A 20,471-nucleotide genomic window follows, 5' to 3' on the forward strand; every position below is an offset into this window, starting at 1 on the left:
GTGGTTTCCGGCTCCCGCTGGTCACCGGCTCCGGCCTCACCGGTTCCGGCGGCGCCGGATGCTCCCGCCGTGCCGGCGGCGCCGGCCGTCTCGGCTGCGCTAGCCGTCCTTGCCGTCCTGGCGGACGGCGGAGATGTCGAACTCCAGGACCACCTTGTCGCCGACCAGGACGCCGCCGCCCTCCAGCGCCGCGTTCCAGGTGACACCGAAGTCCTTGCGGCTGATGGTCACCGAACCCTCCAGGCCCACCCGCAGGTTGCCGTACGGGTCGACGGCGTTGCCGGTGTACTCGAAGTCGATGGTCACCGGACGGGTGGCGTCCTTGATGGTGAGGTCCCCGGTGACCCGGAACTCGGTGTCGGAGCGCTTCTCGACCGAGGTGCTGCGGAAGGTGATGTCCGGGAAGGTCGGCGCGTCCAGGAAGTCGTTGGTGCGCAGGTGCTGGTCGCGCTGTTCGACGCCGGTGTCGATGCTCTCGGCCTTGATCACCACTTGTCCGGTCGAGCGGGCCGGGTCGGCACCGTCGAGGTGGGCGGTGCCTTCGAAGCTGTGGAACGCGCCGCGGACCTTGGTCACCATGGCGTGGCGGGCGACGAAGCCGATCCGGGTGTGGGCGGGGTCCAGGACGTAGTCGCCGGTGAGTTCGGCGAGATCGGCGGTCATGGTCGGCAAGCCTCCTGGTCGTATCTCGGACCTCCGCCCGGCGGGGGCGGCTGTCGGACCTCGGCCCGGCACGGTGCGGGCGGTCCCCGGACCACGCTAGGTGCTGATCCGGCGAGTCGCGCGGTGAAGGGGCCTAAGCGAGGCGGGGGGTGGGAAGGGAACCCGGGACAACGGAGGCTCGGAAGGATCAGGGGTCCGGAATGGACAGTGGCGTACGGGCGATGGTCGAGGCGGTCGACGAGGCGCGGCGGCAGCTTCGGGAGAACGCCCTGCCGAAGGCCCGGGAGAGCGGCCGCGACAAGGTCCCGGAGGGGGAGGAGGCCGCGCTGCTGCGCGCGCTCGCCGAGCTGGTGGAGAGCGCAGGGGAGTTGGTCGGCGTGATGGCCGAGCAGATGACCACCAACGCCACCTGCAGGACGTACGCGGTCGCGGGCAGGCGGCTGCGCGACGAGGCGAACAACCTGCGGGGCGACGAGAAGCTCGCCGCCGAGCGGGTGAAGTGACGGCCGCCGGGCCCCTGCTGCGGAGCCCGGCGGTGTCGCCTCAGCGGTGGTCGGGGAACTGCACCACCTGCTGGTACGTCGGACGGTTCTGCCAGGTGGTCTTGGCGTCCGTGACGCCGCCCAGCGGGCGCTGGACGATCGTGTCGGCGCACCACTGGTCGCCGGCGGAGCAGTCCGCGTCACCGGGGTAGACCTGGGCGGCGGTCTGGGCGGCCGCGCGCTCGAGGGTATCCAGCAGGACGGTGCGGCAGGCCGCCAGGTCTCCCCCGCCGCAGAACGGGCGCGCCAGCGGGCCCTTCACCTGGTCGCCGAGGACGGAGCGCAGGTCCTTGTCCAGGTAGCTCCACCAGCCGTACTGGAAGGCCGAACCCTTGTGCGGGATGCCCTCGTTGGCGCTCACCGGGCCGCCGCCGGGGCCGGTCTGGCCGCCGGACGGCGACTCGTTGATCTGCAGGGCTCCGGTCAGTGCGGTGAACAGCTGGTCGCCGAGCCCCGGCCGCATCACGCCCTCGGACACCAGCGGCCACCAGGCGTCCATCACCCGGATCGCGGTCGCATCCGCGTAGGTGTGGCTGCCGGGGGACGTCTCCTTGCGCTGGGCGCCGTCGGCGAGCCAGGCCTCCAACTGCTGCAGGGCGGTGAGGGCGGCCTGGTCGGTGACCGGTGCGCTGCGCAGCACCCGGACGAGATCGGGCAGCACGTCCTCGGCCCGCAGGTCGGCGAGGGCGGCGCTCTCCATGGCCTGGGTGAGCGAGACCCGGCTGACCTTGCCGCCGTTCCGGAGCAGCGCCCTGACCCGGTCGTCGAGCAGGTTGCCGCGGTGCACCGATCCGTTGCCGAAGGCCGCCGAGGTGTAGCCGTTCGCCTGCTTGTTGTTCCAGGAGACGTAGTAGTCCTGGTCGACGGACTGCGGGTGCTGCGCCGCCGGGGTGTACCGGGCCGTGTTGGTGGCGGGGTCGAAGTCCGCCCACTCGTAGGCGGGTTGGGCGAGCACCGGCAGTCCGGCATCGACTCCCGCGGCGCGGACCGGATTGGTGCCGGAGTTGTAGTAGGCGATGTCGCGGGAGTCGGCGTAGAACCAGTTGAAGGTGTAGTTGATGTCCTGCGCGGCCTGCTGGAAGCTCGCCGCGTCGTGCACCGCGCCGGGGTCGTTGAGCTCCTGGAAGCCGATGATGGAGTCGGCCTCGTGGCGGTACGTGGAGCGCAGCGCGGTGAAGGCGACGGGCGCACCGCCGACCGTGCCGCGGGCGGTGACCAGGCCGTACTTCGAGCGGTACATCACCAGGGTGTAGGAGCCCGCCGCGGTGGAGTCGGCGGTGGTCGGGTTCCACGCGTTCTTGCGTTCCAGCCGGTCGAAGGGCAGGCACTGGCCGTGCCACAGGTAGGAGCCGGACGCCGTGGTGACCGGGGAGCCGTCGGTCGTGCAGAGCGGGACGGCGTAGCTGTCGGTGATGTCCTGCCCCGCGGAGGTGGCGCTCCATGCGTAGTCCTGGCCGCGGCCGAGCTGCACGTAGAAGCTCAGACCTGCGAACGCGGCGCCGCGGGCGCTGATCCCCGGGCCCTGGATCTCCTCCAGCATCAGCAGCTGCGGGGCGAAGTAGCCGGTCTGGGGGCCGAACACGGCCACCGGGTGGCCGTCGTCGGTGTGCGCGCCGGAGACCAGGAGGGCGTTGGACATGCCGTGCTTGGCGGTGAGCAGGTTGCCCGGGAGCACGCCGGCGGCCGTCGTGGTGGCGGTGTTCGCCGAGCCGGTGGCGTCGTAGACCAACCGCTCGGGGACCACCGAGCCGGGGTCGGGCAGCGCCTCGCCCCGGGGCTGGTCGGGCACCGTCGCGTACGGGAAGGTCTGCCCGTCGTGCAGGGTCTGCACGGCCTCGGGGTCGTCGGCCTCCCGCAGGGACTTCCACACCGCGTCCCCGGCGTCCTTGCCGTACCGGGCCTCGGCGGCCGACTTGACCTGGGCGGAGGCGAGCTCGTTGCCGCCGCCGGAGCCGAACAGCGCGCCGACCACGGAGGCCAGGGCGACCAGGTCGGTCAGTCTGAAGGGCTCGATGGACCCGGCGTTGGTGATCGGGTCGATGTGCCCGGTCAGGTCGTACTCGCCCGGGAAGGTGCGGGCGTTGTAGGCCTCCTTGGCGTACTGGTTGACGCCGTCCAGGTAGGCGTTGGCGTCGGTGAGGGCCTGGGCGGCCCGGCCGCCGCGGGCGGCGATGGCGTCGATCTGCTGCTGCAGCTCCGCCTCGGTGTACGGCGCGGCCTGCCAGAAGCTCTGCTCCAGCGAGCGGTTCGCGGCGGCGCCGCCCGCGAAGCCGGACAGCTGGCCGCGGCCGACGTGCCGGAAGAGGTCCATCACCCAGAGCCGGTCCTGGGCGGCGGCGTAGCCGGCGCCGAACTCGGTGCCGTAGCGGGTGGTGCCGGTGATGTGCGGGACGCCGGCGGCCTTGTCGCGCACGATCGTGACGTCCGGGCGCGGGCTGGTGGTGCTGGCGACCTGGTCGGCGGGGACGCCGAAGGAGGCGTCGTTGAAGAAGTCCCGCAGCTTGGCCTCGGTGAGGCCGGGGTAGCCCGAGGCGAGAGCGGCGTACGGGCCGAGCTGGTCGTCGGTGTGGGCGGGGCGGGTGCCGAACATCCGGTTGAGCAGGATGTCGGAGAGGGTGGCGTTGCCGTTCTCGCCGGGCGGCAGGATGTCGGCGCAGTGGCCACCGCAGTGGTCGTTGGCGGTGGCGCCGGCAGCGGCGGTCGGTGGGGTCGGCGCGGCGGCGGTTGCGGTGGGTGTGGTGGTCAGGGCGGCGGTGACGAGCAGGGCCGACGCGAGGGCGGCGGCCGGGAATCGGAGGGGGTGGGGGCGTAGGCGCAAGGCGGACTCCTCCGTCGAAGCCACGGGGAGTCGACGGTAGGGGTGCTACTGGACGGTTGGCTAGTGGCGTGCATGCCATTTTCGTTGGAGCAGCGTCGGGCTGACGGTCAGTGAGGTGGGCGGGCGTGGAACGTGCGAGGTCGGACTCCCGGAGGTGGCGTAGGCGGCGACTGGGGACGGTCGGCACCGAGGCGGGCGGCGGCGGTAGCGGCGTCGGTGGTCGGCAGGCGCGGGCCGAGGTCGCTGAGGCGGCGCAGCAGGTGCTCACGGATCGGGCCGGCGGAGGTGGCGACCGAGCCGGTGAGGACCAGCGGTTCGGTGGGCGCGGCGGTGGCGCGGACGAGACCGGCTAGGTGGTCGGCGGCCGCGCGGGCGAGGGCGAGCGCGCCGGGATCACCGTCGGCCGCGAGGCGGGAGACCAGCGGAGCGAGGCCCGCGAGCCGCCGGGGCGGCCCGGCGTAGGCCCACCGCAGCAGTTCGTCCTCGGAACCGGCGGCGCAGTGGGCGCGGACGGCGGTGCCGAGGGCGCTGTCCGGATCGGCGTGGGCGCGGCGGAGCACCTCGCGGCCGAGCCAGAAGCCCCCGCCCTCGTCGCCGAGCAGCCAGCCGAGGCCGCCGCTGCGGGCGAGGGTGCGGGCGCCGTCGAGGCGGACGCAGATCGCGCCCGTCCCGGCGATCAGCACGGTGCCCCGGCCGTCGGCGACACCACCGGAGGCCAGGGCGGGGACGGTGTCGGGGACGATCCGTACGGGACAGCCCAGGCCGAGGGCGGCCTGGCACCGCTGGGCGAAGCCGTCCGGGTCGGCCAGCGCCCGGTAGCCGGCGAGGCCGACGAGACAGGACTCGACCCGGCCCGGGCCCCGGGCGCCGAGCGCGGCCGACACGGCGGCGGCCAGGTGCTCGACCGTCCCGGCCGGGTCGCTCCCGGCGGGGTTGCCGCCGCCGCTACGGCCCCGGCCGAGCGGCGTGCCCGCGGCGTCGAGCAGGACGGCGCGGGTGTGGCTGCCGCCGGCGTCGATGCCGAGGTGGAGGGTGGTCACGGGGCGGCTCCGGGGGACAGGGGCGTGCCGCGCTGGGGCGAACGGTCGGTGCCGGCGTGAACGGTCGGGCTGGCGTGAACGCTCGGTGCTGGCCTGAACGGTCGGTCCTGGCCTGAACGGTCGGTGCCGGGCGCGGCCGTGAGGGAGGTGCCCTTGGTCAGGCGGTGGCCCGCAGGCGGGTGTCGAGGGCTTCCAGGTCGGCGAGGAACCATATGTGGTGGGAGGCGTTCGACTCGGCGACCAGGGCGCGCAGCGCGGAACTGGCCTCCAGATGGCGGGAGATGTCGCCGACGACGGCCAGCTTGAGGTGGTAGTTGACGAACTTCTGCATCACCTCGCCGGCGAAGCGGGTGCTCAGGTCGAAGAAGTCGTCGTCCATCCGCTCGGCGGGCACGGCGACGATCTCGGCACCGGCGAAGGCCGCGCCGATGAGGTCGAGGGCATCCTGCGGGGTGGCGACCGTGGGCCCGGCCGGGTCGCACACGAGGACCTTCGCGCCGCTGAATTCCTTGATGTCGTCCGCCATGTCGGCCTCCGGGTGATGAGACATGATCCTTCGTGTGCCGGGCCCACTGTATGCCGACGACCGCGGGCCGGGTACCGGTTTGTCGGCAGGCCGGAGCGGGTGCGTCACGCCCTCCCGGCCGGGCCGCGGCGGGCGGGCGCCGCGATCCGGACCCGCTGGGTGGCGGGCGCCCGCTCCAGGTCGTCCAACTGGGCGAGGATGGTTGCGCGCAGCTCGTCGTCGTCCTCGAAGTGGTGGTCGTTGAAGAGGGTGTAGCCCGTCCACATCAGGTTGGCGCAGACCCGGGCGGGAACCCGGCCCGTCCGGGCGCCCATGCCGACCAGCGCGACGGAGCGGATGGAGCCCGGCTCCAGCCGGTTCTGCCGGTGGACCGCCTGGAAGGCGGCGGCGCAGGCCAGGGCCACGTTCAACGTCTCGCTCACGTTCTGCGAGGACGTCTCCATGGTCGGGGCCGATATCAGGAACCTGGGGTTGACGGCCCCGGACGGGACGCACACCGCGCTGCCCACCGGGAGCGTGCCGGTGTGGCCGTCGCGGATCGCCTTCTGCACCCGGAGCTGGATGCCCGCGCCCAGGTGGCGCTTGATCGCCGCATCCGTCCCGCCGTCCATCCGGCCGCGGGAGTTGGTGGGGCTGACCCAGGCGTCGACCGTCGTGGCGAGGAGCGAGGCGTGCCGGATCTCGATGCCGGGGGTGTCCGCGAAGGCCGCCCGCCACGACTCGACCACCGTGGCGTTGAGGTCGGTCAAGACGACCTTGAGCGGTTCCTGGGTGCGGTCCGTGGTCATGGTGGAACTCCTGTCGGTCGGTGCCGGTCCTGCTGACGTGGACGAAGCTAGCGCGTGCCACTGACAATCCGTCGGCCGTCCGCCGGTGGGCCGTGCGGCGGTCGGGTCTGTCGGACCCGGGTGGTAGGACTGTGGTGTCCGCCAGGGGAACTGATGGAGCGTCACCTCTCTGCGGTCCGCTTTTCACACCGTTCCGACCAGTCCGGAGTTGCACCACCATGAGCGCTGTCGACACCCCCGCCACCCAGCCCGACCCGAACGACCCGCTCGCCCTCGCGGAGCTGTTCACGGGCGGCGGCGAGCCGTGGCTCCCGCTGCTGAGGCCGGTCATCGAGGCGCAGCCCGGCGCGGCCTCGTTCATCGGCCCCGGCCGCGGCCCGGACGTCGTCCCGGTCCGCGAGCTGACCTTCCAGGCGCTCAAGCCGCACGCACCGCACCGGTGGAAGGTCGTGGTCTTCGGACAGAACCCGTACCCGCGGCCGGAGAGTGCGACCGGCATCGCGATGTTCGACAACACCTTCCACGACTGGAAGGACAGCAAGTTCGGCCGGGTCGTCAGCATCCGCTGCATCATCAAGGCCGCGGCGATGTGGAAGTACGGCATCCCCAAGAAGACGCCGATCGCCGACATACGGGCGCTGCTGAAGAAGGAGGGGACCGTCCAGCCGCCGGAGTGGTTCCAGGCGATGCTCACCCAGGGCGTGCTGCTGCTGAACGCGGCGCTGACCGCCAGCAGTGACGGCGCGATGGGCCCGGACCAGCACACGGCGTTCTGGCGGCCGGTCGCCGAGCGGATCGTCGAGGAGATCCTCCGCTCCAAGCAGCAGGCCGCCGAGGAGGACCGCTACGTGGTCTTCGCCTGGTGGGGCGCGCACGCGCGCAACCTGAAGAACGTCGTGCTGCGGCTGCAGAAGAAGTACCCCGAGGTCGAGGTCCGGCACATCGACCACGCCAATCCGGCCGCCCAGGGCGACATCTTCTGCGACGGCGAGCACTTCGCGACGGTCAACGCCGCCCTCGCCTCGCTCGGCGCCGAGGAGGTCGACTGGCTGCCCAGTACCGGATGGAACGCGCAGTCGGCCGAGGGCGGCGGGGCGGACGGCGAGGTCGCCGAGCGGATGGGCGCCTTCATCGCCTCCACGATGGAGCTGCACCAGCTCTACCTGGACCGCCTCGCGAGCGTGAAGGACGAAGGCCTCGTCCTGCCCGCCATCACCGGTGTGTTCGACACCCCGCTGATGGGCTTCCGGGAGGCCGCCGCCCCCGTCGCCGAGCTGCTGCGCGGCCTCGACCGGCACGTCGCGCTGTCGCACGACTTCGGCAAGCGGCGGGTGGACGAGGCGGACGCCGGCCTGTCCGCCGACGAGATCGCCGCGCTCTACCTGTACACCTGCGAGTCGGCGTTCTACCGGGAGATCAACGCCGTGCTGCGCTCGCCGGACCGCGCCCGGCTGGTGCCCTACCTCCCCTACCTGCGGCTGCTGTTCGCGGCGGTGTCGCGGCTGCCCGCCCGTACCGCGCCGCTCTGGCGCGGGGTGTCGCTGGACCTGCGCCGGCAGTACCCGCTCGGTTCGACGGTGACGTGGTGGGGCGTGTCCTCCTGCACCTCCCAGCTCGGGGTGGCGCAGGCCTTCCTCGGCAGCCGGGGCAAGCGGACGCTCTTCGAGGTGCGCCCCGTCCGGGCCGCGGGCATCCAGAAGTTCTCGGCCTTCACCGGCGAGGAGGAGTTCATCCTGCTGCCGGGCACCCAGCTGCAGGTCACGGACGTCCGGGCGGAGCGCGGCGGGCTGTGCACCGTGACGCTGACCGAGCTGGCGGAGGCGCCGCTGGTGTCCTGACCTTTTCGCCGTCCTGCCGCCGACGAGAGGCAACCAAGTAAGAACTTTGACCTGGTTCAGTTATGCTGAGATCCGACGAGCAGGGGAGCCAGCCCGTGGCGCTTGGCGCGGAAAGGACGTGAACCATGACCTCGGAAGCCCAGCGGTCGGAGACCGCGCCGGAAATGCACGGCCTCGACGGCGAACTGCGACGCGAACGCGCCTACGTGCAGGCCTGCCGGGCGGCCACGGCCCGGCAGGTCGAGGACGCGAGCCACCAGGTCGTCGCGGGGGAGGACGTCTCCGGCGACGGCGCCAGCGCCGAGGCGCTCGGCCGCTACCTGCGGACGCGCGCCAAGGAACTCAAGGAGCTGCCGCAGAGCCCGTCCTTCTTCGGCCGCCTCGACTTCGCCGACACCCCGGAGGCCGGGGACCACCGGCGCCAGCGCTACTACGTCGGCCGGCAGCGGATCTCCGAGGACCCGACCGCGCCGCCGCTCGTGGTCGACTGGCGGGCCCCGGTCTGCCGGGCGTTCTACCAGGCAGGCGCCCACGACCCGCTCGGGCTCGCCCGGCGCCGCCGGTTCGGCTGGGCGCCGTGGAGCCTCGGCGCGCCGGACGAGCTGACCGGGCTGGAGGACGAACTCCTCGGTGGCGCCGCCCCCAGCGCGCCCGAGCCCGGCGCGAGCGGCATCCTCACCGCCGAGATCGAGCGGCCCCGCACCGGCCCGATGCGCGACATCGTCGCCACCATCCAGCCCGAGCAGGACGAACTGGTACGGGGCGAGCCGGGCGAGTCCGTGTGCGTGCAGGGGGCGCCCGGCAGCGGCAAGACCGCCGTCGGCCTGCACCGCGCCGCCTACCTGCTCTACAGCTTCCCGCAGCGGATCCGGCGCGGCGGCCTGCTGGTCATCGGGCCCAACCGGACCTTCCTGCGCCACATCGCCGAAGTCCTGCCCGCGCTCGGCGAGATCGGTGTCCGTCAGTGCACCGTCGAGGACCTGGTCGCCACCCGGCCGGTCGCCGCCATGGACGACGACCGGGCCGCCGCGGTCAAACAGGACGCCCGGATGGCGACGGTGCTGCGCCGGGCACTGTACGGGCGGATCCGGGCGACGGGCTCGGAGCCGCTGGTCGTCCCCGACGGCTCCTACCGCTGGCGGGTGCCGCCGGAGAAGCTGGACCGGGTGGTCGCCGAACTGCGCGAGCAGGCGCCGCCCTACGCGATCGGCCGGGAGAGCGTCCGCACCCGCGTGGTGGCCCTGGTGCAGGACCAGGCCGAGCGGCGGGCCGGCGTGATGCCCGGCGCCTGGCAGCGCAGGGTCGGCCGCTGCAAACCGGTCACGGCCTTCCTGGACGCGGCCTGGCCGCACCTGCGCCCGGAGACGGTGGTCGCCGCGATGCTCAGCGACCCCGCCGTCCTGGCCGAGGCCGCCGGCGGAGTGCTGAGCCCGGAGGAACAGGCGGCGATCCTGTGGCGCCGACCGCCGCGCTCGGAGAAGAGCGCCAAGTGGTCCGAACACGACCTGATGCTGCTCGACGAGGTGGCGGGACTGATCGAGCACCCCGCCGGCTTCGGGCACGTCGTCGTGGACGAGGCCCAGGACCTCTCGCCGATGCAGTGCCGGGCGATCGCCCGCCGCAGCGCCTTCGGCTCCCTCACCGTCCTCGGCGACCTCGCCCAGGCGACCGCTCCCTGGGCGGCCCGCAGCTGGCCCGAGCAACTGGCCCACCTCGGCAAACCGGGGGCCGCCGTGGTGCCGCTGACCACGGGCTTCCGCGTTCCGGCCGCGGTGATGGCACTGGCGAACCGGGTGCTGGGCGCCCTGGACGTGGACGTGCCGCAGGCCGTCTCGCTGCGGGCGGACGGCGAATTGACGGTACGGCGGGTCGCGGGGGCCGACGGGGTAGCGGGGGCCGACGGGGTCGCGGGGGCCGACGGGGTCGCGGGGATCGGCGGGGCTGGCGGGGTAGCGGGGGCCGACGGGGCTGACCTCGGTGGCGCGGCGGTGGCGGCGGTCCGGGCCGCGCTGGAACACGAGGGCTCGATCGCGGTCATCGCGGCGGACGGCGCGGTGGCGGCGGCCGCCGAAGCCCTCCGGGCAGCCGGCATCCCGACGGCCGCGGCCGACCAGGTCGGCACCACGGCCAGGGTGACGGTACTGCCGGCCTCGTTGGTCAAGGGGCTTGAGTACGACCACGTCGTGGTGCTGGAGCCGGCTGCGATCGTGGCCGCCGAGCCGCGCGGTCTGAACCGGCTCTACGTGGTCGTGACCAGGGCGGTCTCCCGGCTGGACATCCTCCACGCCCGGCCGCTGCCCGCCCCGCTGGGGGAGTGAGGGAGGTGGAGGGGCGCCGGCCCCGGCCGGCAGGCTTCCGGCCGGGCGGCTCCGCGCGCGGCCGGCCCCGCGTGCGGGCCGCTCACCGCCCGGTGAGGCGCAGCGGAGCGTGGACGAAGGTCAGCGCCGCCGCGGCGGACGCGAAGCCGAGGAGCGCGCCGGCCGCGACGTCGCCCGGGTAGTGCACGCCCGTGTGCACGCGGGAGTAGCCGACGGCCAGGGCGAGTGCTCCGAGCGGCACCGCCGCCGGGGGCAGCGCGACCCCGACGGCCGTGGCGAAGGCCGTCGCCGAGGCGGTGTGCCCCGACGGGAAGGAGGCCGACTCGGGCATCGGTACCTGCCGGGCCACGATCACCCGGGCCCGTTCCCGGTCCGGCCGCCGCCGCCGGACCAGGCGCTTGCCCAGCAGGTTCGCCGATGCGGAGGCCAGCGCGACCGCGGCGACCCCGACCACTGCCGCCTTCCGGGGCCGGCCGGGCAACAGGGCGAGGCCCGCGGCCACGGTCAGCGAGATCTTCGAGTGGTCGGCCGTGCGGGACAGCCGCCGGAGTGCCACGTCCAAGGTCGGTGTGGGGGTCGCGGCCACGGCCGCGTACAGGGCGCCGTCGACGGCGCGGAGGTCACTGAGCACGCCCGCCGTGGCGGTGCCGGGGGCACCGGGGGTGCCGGGCATGGCGGGGGGCGGTGTGGAGTTCTGGTCAGGCATGGGCCCCCTCCTCGGAGTCCGGTCCGGCGGCTGGTCCGCCATGGCTGAGCGCAAGGCTGACGAGCTGCCGCCAGTCCACGCGCGGGGTGACGGGAGCGACGCCCGGGCGGTCGCGTGGCACCAGGACCCGCAGCGCGCCGGGGCGCAGCGTGACCACCACCGGGGTGGGCATGCGCAGGGCCTCGCCGTCGACTGCCACCGGGATCTCCTCCTCGTCGGACGTCACCTCCACCTGCCGCGCGGTCAGCACCGTCAGCCCGGTGGACTGCGAGCCCCGTACGGCGAGGTCGGCGGCCTGGGCCGCACCCTCGACCCGGATGCCCACCACGCCCAGCTCGCCGCTGTCGAGCCGGGGCCGGCGGCCGCCGATGCCCAGGTCGTCGGGGGAGCCGTACGGGTTGTTGCTGACCAGCAGCGCCTGCTGGGCGGTGAGCGACTCGGGCGCGGTGCCGTCGACCCGGGCGTCGACCCGCCGGCCCTCGTCGCCGACCAGGAGGTCGGGCAGGAGGTTCAGCGCCGTGCCCGCCTTGTCGTCCCGGTACTCGGGGCGCTGCACGACGTCCGCGTACACCCCGAACGACACGGTGTTGACGAAGGCCCGGCCCGCGACCTCGCCGAGGTCAACCCGCAACTCCTCGCCGGCGGTCAGGGCGTCGAGGCAACGGGCCGGGTCGTCCCGGTCGAGGCCGAGGTCCATGGCGAAGTGGTTGCGGGTGCCGGCCGAGACGACCAGGAACGGCAGGCCGTGTTCGGCGGCGACGGCCGCGACCAGCGCCTGGGTGCCGTCGCCGCCCGCGACGCCGAGCAGGTCCGCGCCGTCGGCCACGGCCTTGCGGGCCAGCGCGGCCACGTCGGTGTGGTCGTCGGGGTCCAGCAGGACCACCTTGGCGCCGAGCCGCTCCGCCCGCTCCACCAGCCCGAAGCGGCCGACCTTCCCGCCGCCGGAGTTCGGGTTCATGATGAGCACCGGCTTCTCGGGCCGGGTCGTGACGGACGCCGGGTCCGGGCGGCGCTCAGGGCGGGCCCGGCGCAACGCCAGCCGGGCCAGGGCCAACGCCGCGCTCCAGCAGAAGAACAGGAGCAGTGCCGTAGGCCACAGGTCGTGGTAGGCGAACAGCACCACGAGGGCGATCGGCGCCGCGATCGCCAGCAGCGCCCCGACCACCCGTACCGCGCCGCGGTACGCCAGGAACCACCAGACGCCGGCGGCCGCGACCACCAGCCCCATGAGCCCGACCGCGACCACCTCCAGGCTGCCCTCGTCCAGGGCGAGCACCAGCATGGCCACGGCACCGGCCGCGGCCACCAGCGCGCACCGTGCGAGCACCCGTGCGGTCGTGTCGCCGTGGGAGCCCGTCTGCCGCGTCCCGTCGATGTCGTCCTCCCTTTGCCGCTGTCCCGGGGGTCCCGGTCTGTGCCGGCCCGCCTGCCCCGTCCGCAGGAATGCACTCCTGCACTCCTGCGCTCTCGCACTCCTGCGCTCTCGCGCTCCTGCACTTCTGCGCTCTTGGCCTCTTGGCCTCCTGCGCTTCTGCGGTCAGGTCTCGTGTGGCTCCGCCGTCACGGGCGTCACGGTCGGCCTTCCGCACATCCTCGCCGCCGACCGGGCACGGCCGCCACCGGGCGCCGCTGCGCCGATCCCGCCCCCCAGGGCGCCCTCCGGGTCGGGTGCCCCAGGCCTGGGCTTGGTGGGGGGAGTGAGGTGAGGCCGGGTCGGCGACCAGCACGCCCCGCGTGGTGGTCAGTGGTGAGCCGGCGGACGGGAGGCCGGTGCGGCGCCCGAGGCCGATGGGGCGCCCGAGGCCGGCCGGTTCGGCGGCGGGCCGTCGTCGGGCAGCACCGTGGTCCGGACCCGGTGGACGTACCGCTCCACCAGGTGGCGCAGGACGGTGACGGTGGCGGCGACGTCCGGCTCCGGGATGCCGTCCAGTGCGTCGGTGAGGCCGGCGATGTTGGCTCGTTTCAGCCGGTCGAGCGTCGCGAGCCCTTCGGCGGTCAGCTCGACCTGGCGGGCCCGGCGGTCCGCCGTGTCCGGGGTGCGTTCCACCAGTTGCTGGCTCTGCAGCCGGTCGATCTGCCGGGTGACGTGGGAGGGCTTGACCATCAGCCGGGCGGCCAGGTCGCCGACCCGGCTGGCTCCTTCGGCCTCGGCGAGCGCGCGGAGCAGGTAGACGTCCGAGCGGGCCGCGGTGATGCCGGCCCGGGCGGCCTGGCGTTCGTGCTCCTGCGATCGGGTCAGCAGGTAGGCCAGCGAGGCCAGTACGGCCTCCAGGTCGGCGGTGGCGGTCCGATGGTCGGTGGCGTCCGGCATGGAGGAACTGTAGCGATCCGGTCGCGGGCGTGGCTCGGCCGTCGGTGTCCGACCGGTTTTCGGACAGATTCGGCCGTCATCCGGTGAGCCCTTTCATCGCCACGGACCGCGAGTTAGCGTGACGGTGAGTTAGTTGCTTAGGGCATGTAAATGGTCCGGAACTGCTCCGCGGCGCCCCAGCCCCCGCCCGACGCCGCCGGCACCCCATGCTCCGAGAAGGGAGCCCCTGATGGCCACTGCCGCTCAGACCCCCCGGTTCACCCACCCCGCCGCCCGTGGCGGCTGCCCGTTCGACCCGCCGCCGGCCTACCAGCAGGCCCGGCACGAGGAGCCGATCAGCCGCGTGTCCCTGTGGAACGGCACCCCCAGCTGGCTGGTCACCCGCCACGAGGACGTCAAGGCGGTGCTCAGCGACGCCCGCTTCAGCTCGGACGCCACCCGCCCCGGCTTCCCGTTCATCAGCGCCGGCGCCCGCCAGCTGAGCGCTGGTCAGCCCACCTTCATCCGGATGGACGACCCGGAGCACGCCCGGCTGCGCCGGATGCTCACCGGCGAGTTCATGATCAGGAAGGTCGAGGCGCTGCGCCCCGAGATCCAGCGCATCGCCGACGACCTGCTGGACCGGATGACCGCCGGGCGCACCTCGGCCGACCTGGTCAACGAGTTCGCGCTGCCGCTGCCCTCGCTCGTCATCTGCCTGCTGCTCGGAGTCCCGTACCAGGACCACGAGTTCTTCCAGGAGTGCAGCCGCGTCCTGCTCCGCCGCGACTCCTCGGTCGCGGACGTGGACGCCGCCCAGGAGAGACTGGCCGACTACCTGGTCAAGCTCACCGAGGCCAAGCGCGCCGAGCCCGACGACGGCATCCTCAGCCGGCTCGTGGCCCGCGGCGAGCTGGAGACCGCGGAGATCGGCGCGATGGGCCGCCTGCTGTTGGTCGCCGGGCACGAGACCACGGCGAACATGACCGCGCTCTCCGTCCTGGCCCTGCTGCAGAACCCCGACCAGCTCGCCCACCTGCGCGCACACCCGGAGGCCGTCGCCGGAGCGGTCGAGGAACTGCTGCGCTACCTGACCATCGTGCACTCCGGCCTGACCCGGGTCGCGACCGAGGACGTCACCGTCGGCGGCGTCCGGATCGGGGCGGGGGAGGGCGTGATCTGCATGGTCAGCACCGCCAACCGGGACGAGAGCGAGTTCCCGGGCGGTGACGTCCTCGACCTGACCCGCGACGCCCGCCGCCACCTGGCCTTCGGCTTCGGCGTCCACCAGTGCCTGGGGCAGCCGCTCGCCCGCCTGGAACTGCAGATCGCCCTGGACACCGTGCTGCGTCGACTGCCCGAACTGCGCCTGGCCGTACCGTTCGAGGAGATCCGCTTCCGCGGCGAGATGATCATCTACGGCGTCCACGAGCTGCCCGTCGCCTGGTGACCGACGGCGCCGCGGCCGGCCCTGACCGGCCGTGGCGCCACCGGCCCTGACCGGCCGTGGCGCCACCGGCCCTGACCGGCCGTGGCGCCACCGGCCCACCGCCCGAAGGCGGTTGGACGCACCGAGATTCGGGCCGCCGCGGTTCGGCCCGCCGTGGCCCCCCTCCCGCCTCCCGCCTCCCCCCAGTTCCTCCAGCAGGCCGACCCGGCCGCGTCCCGAAAGGACACCCATGCTCGTCCAGATCGACCAGGAGAAGTGCTGCGGCGCCGGACACTGTGTTCTCGCCGCCCCCGAGGTCTTCGACCAGCGGGACGAGGACGGCATCGTCGTCCTCCTCGACGCCGAGCCCCCGGCCGGATCCCACCAGGCCGTCCGGGACGCCGCCGCCGTCTGCCCGGCCGCCGCGATCCTGCTGGAAGAGGCGTGAGCACACCACGCGCGGTGGCCGTCGTTGGCGCGGGCGCGGCGGGACTGCACACCGTCGAGGCGCTGCGCCGGGCCGGCTACGACGGCCGCCTCACCCTGATCGGTGCCGAGACGGAGCCGCCGTACGAACGGCCGCCGCTCTCCAAGCAACTCCTCGCCGGCGGGTGGCAGCCGGAGCGCCTGACGCTGCGCAGCCCGCAGGCGCTCGACGACCTCGACCTCGACCTGCGCCTGGGAGTGCGGGCCGAGCGGCTCGACCGGCAGGACCGGGCGGTGCACCTCTCCGACGGCCGCCGGGTGCGCTGCGACGCCGTCGTCCTGGCCACCGGGGTCCGGCCGCGCCGGCTGCCGGGCGCCGACGCGGCGTCGGCCGGTGCCCACGTGCTGCGCACCCTCGCCGACGCACTCGCCCTGCGCGCCGAACTGCGGCCCGGTGCAAGCCTGTTGGTGGTCGGCGGCGGGCTGCTCGGCGCGGAGGCGGCGGCCACCGCCGTCGGCCTGGGGGTCGAGGTGACTTGGCTGGTGTCCACCGCCACCCCCCTGGCCGGCGTCCTGGGCGCCGAGACGGCCGCGCTGCTGACCGCCCGGCACCGCGAGCACGGGGTGCGGATCCGGCAGGGCGTGGCGGCGGAAGTCCTCCGGCGTGGCGGCCGGGCCGCCGGCGTCCGGCTGGCCGACGGCACCGAACTGGGTGCCGACGTCGTGCTGATGGCCATCGGATCCGTGCCGGAGACCGAGTGGCTCGCCGGCAGCGGCATCCAGGTGGAGGACGGCGTGGTGTGCGACGCCCACTGCGCCGCCGGGCCCGGCGTCTGGGCGGCGGGTGACGCCGCCTCCTGGCCCGACCCCCGCACCGGCCGCCGCCGGCGCCTCGAACAGCGCACCAATGCCACCGAGCAGGCCCTGTGCGTCGCCCGCAACCTGCTGGCCGGCCCGGACGGCGCCCGGCAGGCCTACGCGCCCGTGCCGTACCTGTGGACCGACCAGTACGACCTGCGGGTCCAGGCCTACGGCAGCCCCGGCGGCGCCGACCGGCTCGAACTCGTCGACGGCAGCCTCGCCGAGCGCCGCTTCGCCGCCGCCTGCGTCCGGGACGGGCTGGTCGTCGGCGCCGTGGGCATCGCGTCCGCCCGGGCGCTGCGGCAGGTACGCGCGCAGGTGGCGGCGTACGGCCCGTGGCAGGGCGTCCCCGCCTGAGCGGGGGCGAGGCCGCAGGCGGGCGAGGACACGGGCGGTCGGGACCGGCAGGCGGTCGGGATCGGCGTGCTGGGGGATCGGCCTGCGCGCCCGCCGCTCCAGCGGTGGGAGGGTCCGCGCTCGACCGGTGCGCGCTCGGCCGGTGCGCGCCCGCCCGCTGCGGGCCCGGTCAGGCGTGCCGGACGAGGGCGACCGGGCAGTGGACGTGGTGGATCGCCGCGTGGGCGACCGGGCCGAGGTGGGTGCCGAGCGGGTGCCGACGGACGCGACGGCCGACGACGAGCAGGCGGGCGCCCGCCGCCGCGTCCACGAGCGCGACCGTGGCACTGCCGCGGACCAGGTCGGCCGTCACGTCCACCTCCGGGCGGCGGGCCCGCCAGGGCTCTACGAGTTCGGTGAACCGGGCCCGTTCGGCGGCGGAGGGGCCGTCCGCCAGACCGCCGATCGCTTCGAGCGCCAGGTACTCGCTGCCGACCGGCGGTGACCACACGTGGACGATCCGCAGCGGGGCCGAGCGGCGGGCGGCGGCGTCGAAGGCGAAGGCGAGCACGTCGTCCCCGGGGTGCGCGAGGTCGAGGCCCACCAGCACCGGGCCGTCCGGCTCGTCCCCGCCGGCCCGGACGAGCACCACCGGGCAGTCGGCCCGCCGCAGCACCTCCTGGCTCACCGAGCCGACCAGGAAGCCGCGGACGGCGCCGAGGCCGCGGGAGCCGAGGACGAGCAGCGCGGCGTCGCGGCCCGCGGCCTCCAGCGCCTCGGCCGGGGCGGCGGGGGTGTGCGCGGACGTCACCGGGACGTCCACGTCGGCACGCAACGCGGCCTCGCGGGCGGCCAGTTGCTCCGCCGAACGGTGGTAGTCGGCGGTGTCCCGCCTCGGGGACGGCCAGGCGTGCAGGACCGCGAGGGGACTGTTGCGCCGCTGCGCCTCCCGGGCGGCCCACTCGGTGGCGGCGACGCTCTCGGGGGAGCCGTCGAAGCCCACGACGACGGGTCCGGTCATGGGCTGCTCCTCATCCGCGCAGGGAGTCCAGGGCGGCGGTCAGCCGCCGCGCGGCCTCGTCCGCCACCTCGTCCAGTCCGCCGTCCGGGCCGGCCAGCGCGACCAGCGTCTGCGGGTCGACGGCCTCCACCACCGTGGCGTCGCCGTCCGCGCGGACGACCACGTTGCAGGGCAGCAGCAGCCCGATCCGGCGGTCGGCGCCGAGCGCGCGGTGGGCCAGGGCCGGGTTGCAGGCGCCGAGGATCAGGTAGTCCTCGATGTCCTCGCCGATCTTCTCGCGCAGGGTCGCCCGGATGTCGACGGTGGTGAGGACTCCGAAGCCCTGCTCCCTGAGCGCGGCGGTGACCGCCTCCACCGTCGGCGCGAACGGCCGGTCGAGCCGTACGCCGATCCCGTAGTCCATGGTTCCTCCCGGGGGCCGAGGCCCCAGTATCGGCGCCCACCGGTTCCGCCGCCTCCCGGGAACGGCCCTGCTCGCCCCGACCGCCCGACGCCGCGAGCGCGGCCGCCGCGTGCGGCCGCGCTCGGCTGTACCCCGCTGCGTTCGGCTGGGCCGGGCGCGGCTCGGTCGCACTCAGGGCCGGAAGAGCACCTTGACCACGCCGTCATCCTTGTGCTGGAACATCTCGTAGGCGGCGGGGGCCTCGGCCAGCGGCACGTGGTGGGTGGCGAAGCCCTCGACGCCGAGGGGATCGCCGTCGTCGAGCAGTGGCAGCAGGTCGTCCGTCCAGCGTCGGACGTTCGCCTGGCCCATCCGCAGCTGCACCTGCTTGTCGAACATGGTCATCATCGGCAGCGGATCGGTCATGCCGCCGTACACGCCGGACAGCGAGATGGTGCCGCCGCGCCGGACGAGGTCGACCGCGAGGTGGAGGGCGTGCAGGCGGTCCAGGCCGACCCGGGTCATCAGCCGGGCGGCGAGGGCGTCGGGCAGCAGCGAGGTCATCCGCTGGGCGGCGGTCGCGGCGGGGGAGCCGTGGGCCTCCATGCCCACCGCGTCGATCACCGCGTGCGGGCCGCGGCCTCCGGTGAGCTCCCGGACGGTGTCGACGACGCGGGAGCCGAGCCGGGCGAGGTCGAGCGCTTCGACGCCGCGCTCCCGGGCGCGTTCCAGCCGCTCGGGCACCAGGTCGATGCCGATCACGGTGCCCGCCCCGCGGTGACGTGCGATGCGGGTGCACATGTCCCCGATCGGGCCGAGGCCGAGGACCGCCACGCTGCCGCCCGGCGGTACGTCCGCGTACGCGACCGCCTGCCACGCGGTCGGCAGCACGTCGGAGAGCAGCACGTACCGGTCGTCGGGCGGTCCGTGCGGGACCACCACCGGCAGGGTGTTGCCGAACGGTACGCGGAGCAACTCGGCCTGCCCGCCGGGCACCTGGCCGTAGAGCTTGGTGTAGCCGAACAGTGCCGCACCGGTCCCGTAGGCGTGCACCTGGGTCGTCTCGCACTGGGACTGGAGGCCGTTCACGCACATGTAGCAGGTGCCGCAGGAGAGGTTGAACGGCACCACCACCCGGTCGCCCACCGAGACCGCGTGCACGGCGCCGCCGACCTCCCGGACCACGCCCATCGCCTCGTGGCCGAGGATGTCGCCCTCGTCCAGGAAGGCGCCCAGGACCTCGTAGAGGTGCAGGTCGGATCCGCAGAGCCCGGTGGTGGTGACCTCGACCAGGATGTCCGTGGGCTCCTGGATCACCGGTCGGGGACGGAGTCGACGCGGACGTCCCGGCGTCCGTGCCAGGTGACGGCTTTCATGGTGTCTCCTCTCGGCCGGGCCGGGCAGGGGGGATCCGTTCCGGCACCCGTTCAGGACGGAGGGCGGGGGTGTCCGTTCCCCGGCACTCCTTCAGGACGGAGGGCGGGGGTGTCCGTTCCCCGGCCCTCGTTCAGGACGCCGTGGGCTCGTTGTGCGCCCGGCTCGCCCGGCGCCCGAGGGCGGTGAGCCGGTGGACCGGTCCGCCGCGCGGGTGCCGGGCCGCCGCCAGGACGCCGGGCACCCGGTGTTCCGGCGCCGCTCCCGCCGACGGCAGCGCCCGGGCCGTGAGCCCGAGCAGCCGGTTCGTGGTCGCGGGCGCGACTCCGTGGGCGAGGACCGAGGCCTTGGCGAGCGGGGTCAGCACCAGCTCGCGGCGGCCGTGCTCGACCGCCCGGACGATGCGGCGGGCCGCCCGGGGCGCGTCCATCGACAGCAGGGGCAGCGATGCGGCAGTCGCGAACCAGGCGTACTCGTTCCCCGCCTGCCCGGCGAACTCGGCGGCGGTGTGCGAGCCGGTGCGCATCAGCCCCGGTAGGACGGTGGTCACCCGGATCCCGTACTGCGCCAGCTCTGCGGCGAGCCCCTCGGAGAGGCCGGTGAGCGCGAACTTGGCCGCCACGTACGGCAGCAGGTGCGGCGCCGGGATCCGGCCCCCGATCGAGCTGATCATGACGATCGAGCCCGCACCGCGGGCCCGCATGGCCGGCAGCACCGCCTGGACCAGCCGCAACGGCGCCATGGTCATCAGCTCGTGCGCCCGCCGGAAGTCCTGCTCCTGCATCGCCGCGACCGGGCCCACCTGGATCACGCCGGCGTTGTTGACCAGGAGGTCCACCTCGGCGCCGAAGCGGTCCCGTACGGCCGCGAGCAGCGTGGCCGGTGCCTCCGGGTCCATCAGGTCACAGGCCGTGGCGGCGACCTCGCCGGGGCGGCCCTGCAGCCGCCGGACGGCCCGCTCCAGGCCGAGTTCGTCCCGGCCGGTGAGCATCACCCGGCAGCCGCGGTCCGCGAGTTCGCCCGCGATGAGCAGGCCCAGCCCGCGGGACGAGCCGGTCACCAGGGCCGTGCGGTCGGTCAGAACACCCTTGCCGTGCATCGGGCGCGACCTCC

At 74.5% G+C, this 20,471-nt stretch carries 17 protein-coding genes and 1 pseudogene; 6 read left to right on the forward strand and 12 right to left on the reverse strand.

Annotated features, from left to right (window positions below; genetic code table 11):
- Positions 1-99: 99 nt before the first annotated feature.
- The gene (locus IF30_RS0112045; RefSeq protein ID WP_030236093.1) at positions 100-663 is read right to left on the reverse strand and encodes a YceI family protein; all 564 of its coding nucleotides are present in this window, start codon (positions 661-663) and stop codon (positions 100-102) included.
- A gap of 200 nt (positions 664-863) precedes the next feature.
- Between IF30_RS0112045 and IF30_RS0112050 the strand changes: the two genes are divergently transcribed.
- The gene (locus IF30_RS0112050; protein WP_158834951.1) at positions 864-1,166 is read left to right on the forward strand and encodes a hypothetical protein; all 303 of its coding nucleotides are present in this window, start codon (positions 864-866) and stop codon (positions 1,164-1,166) included.
- Between the two features lie 40 nt (positions 1,167-1,206).
- On the opposite strand, the gene IF30_RS0112055 is transcribed toward IF30_RS0112050, so the two are convergent.
- The 4 genes from IF30_RS0112055 to IF30_RS0112070 all read right to left on the reverse strand — a co-directional run bounded on the left by IF30_RS0112055 (position 1,207) and on the right by IF30_RS0112070 (position 6,377).
- Positions 1,207-4,023, reverse strand: a complete 2,817-nt coding sequence (locus IF30_RS0112055) for a penicillin acylase family protein (RefSeq protein WP_078891336.1) — start codon at positions 4,021-4,023, stop codon at positions 1,207-1,209.
- Between the two features lie 107 nt (positions 4,024-4,130).
- Positions 4,131-5,063 (reverse strand): N-acetylglucosamine kinase, encoded by a 933-nt coding sequence (locus IF30_RS0112060; protein WP_051709970.1) that lies wholly within the window; start codon positions 5,061-5,063, stop codon positions 4,131-4,133.
- A gap of 157 nt (positions 5,064-5,220) precedes the next feature.
- Complete coding sequence (locus IF30_RS0112065; protein WP_420791135.1) at positions 5,221-5,613, reverse strand: DUF4180 domain-containing protein; 393 nt, start codon at positions 5,611-5,613, stop codon at positions 5,221-5,223.
- 80 nt (positions 5,614-5,693) lie between these two features.
- Positions 5,694-6,377, reverse strand: a complete 684-nt coding sequence (locus IF30_RS0112070) for a macro domain-containing protein (RefSeq protein WP_030236105.1) — start codon at positions 6,375-6,377, stop codon at positions 5,694-5,696.
- Positions 6,378-6,595: 218 nt separating this feature from the next.
- Here IF30_RS0112070 and IF30_RS0112075 point away from each other — a divergent pair, with 218 nt between their 5' ends.
- Positions 6,596-8,215: an ADP-ribosyltransferase domain-containing protein gene (locus IF30_RS0112075; RefSeq protein WP_030236108.1), complete on the forward strand. Its 1,620-nt coding sequence runs from the start codon at positions 6,596-6,598 to the stop codon at positions 8,213-8,215.
- Positions 8,216-8,340: 125 nt separating this feature from the next.
- Positions 8,341-10,533, forward strand: coding sequence for an AAA family ATPase (locus IF30_RS0112080; RefSeq protein WP_051709973.1), 2,193 nt, complete (start codon positions 8,341-8,343; stop codon positions 10,531-10,533).
- 82 nt (positions 10,534-10,615) lie between these two features.
- On the opposite strand, the gene IF30_RS0112085 is transcribed toward IF30_RS0112080, so the two are convergent.
- From IF30_RS0112085 to IF30_RS0112095, 3 genes are all read right to left on the reverse strand, one after another.
- Positions 10,616-11,206 (reverse strand): phosphatase PAP2 family protein, encoded by a 591-nt coding sequence (locus IF30_RS0112085; protein WP_234322685.1) that lies wholly within the window; start codon positions 11,204-11,206, stop codon positions 10,616-10,618.
- Between the two features lie 25 nt (positions 11,207-11,231).
- Entirely contained in the window at positions 11,232-12,566 is a 1,335-nt protein-coding gene (locus IF30_RS0112090; protein ID WP_420791136.1) for a diacylglycerol/lipid kinase family protein, read from the reverse strand.
- Positions 12,567-12,980: 414 nt separating this feature from the next.
- Positions 12,981-13,550, reverse strand: a complete 570-nt coding sequence (locus tag IF30_RS0112095; protein ID WP_063752599.1) for a MarR family winged helix-turn-helix transcriptional regulator — start codon at positions 13,548-13,550, stop codon at positions 12,981-12,983.
- A gap of 229 nt (positions 13,551-13,779) precedes the next feature.
- Here IF30_RS0112095 and IF30_RS0112100 point away from each other — a divergent pair, with 229 nt between their 5' ends.
- The 3 genes from IF30_RS0112100 (at position 13,780) to IF30_RS0112110 (ending at position 16,602) form a co-directional block, all read left to right on the forward strand.
- On the forward strand, positions 13,780-14,979 hold the full coding sequence (locus IF30_RS0112100) for a cytochrome P450 (RefSeq protein WP_030236123.1): 1,200 nt from the start codon (positions 13,780-13,782) through the stop codon (positions 14,977-14,979).
- 229 nt (positions 14,980-15,208) lie between these two features.
- Positions 15,209-15,406, forward strand: a complete 198-nt coding sequence (locus IF30_RS0112105) for a ferredoxin (protein WP_030236125.1) — start codon at positions 15,209-15,211, stop codon at positions 15,404-15,406.
- Entirely contained in the window at positions 15,403-16,602 is a 1,200-nt protein-coding gene (locus IF30_RS0112110; protein ID WP_030236128.1) for an NAD(P)/FAD-dependent oxidoreductase, read from the forward strand. Before IF30_RS0112105 ends, IF30_RS0112110 begins: the two co-directional genes overlap by 4 nt.
- A 169-nt stretch (positions 16,603-16,771) precedes the next feature.
- On the opposite strand, the gene IF30_RS0112115 is transcribed toward IF30_RS0112110, so the two are convergent.
- From IF30_RS0112115 to IF30_RS50195, 4 genes and pseudogenes are all read right to left on the reverse strand, one after another.
- On the reverse strand, positions 16,772-17,602 hold the full coding sequence (locus tag IF30_RS0112115; protein ID WP_030236132.1) for a universal stress protein: 831 nt from the start codon (positions 17,600-17,602) through the stop codon (positions 16,772-16,774).
- A gap of 10 nt (positions 17,603-17,612) precedes the next feature.
- Positions 17,613-18,005: a DUF302 domain-containing protein gene (locus IF30_RS0112120; RefSeq protein WP_030236134.1), complete on the reverse strand. Its 393-nt coding sequence runs from the start codon at positions 18,003-18,005 to the stop codon at positions 17,613-17,615.
- A 171-nt stretch (positions 18,006-18,176) separates the two neighbouring features.
- Positions 18,177-19,360, reverse strand: a pseudogene (locus IF30_RS41320) (alcohol dehydrogenase catalytic domain-containing protein).
- Positions 19,361-19,491: 131 nt separating this feature from the next.
- Positions 19,492-20,457 carry an SDR family NAD(P)-dependent oxidoreductase gene (locus tag IF30_RS50195; RefSeq protein ID WP_030236138.1) on the reverse strand — a complete coding sequence of 322 codons (966 nt, stop codon included), beginning with the start codon at positions 20,455-20,457 and terminating at the stop codon, positions 19,492-19,494.
- Between the last annotated feature and the right edge of the window lie 14 nt (positions 20,458-20,471).

This window comes from Streptomyces sp. NRRL S-350 (assembly GCF_000719705.1).
In the GTDB taxonomy this organism is placed as follows: Bacteria; Actinomycetota; Actinomycetes; order Streptomycetales; family Streptomycetaceae; genus Kitasatospora.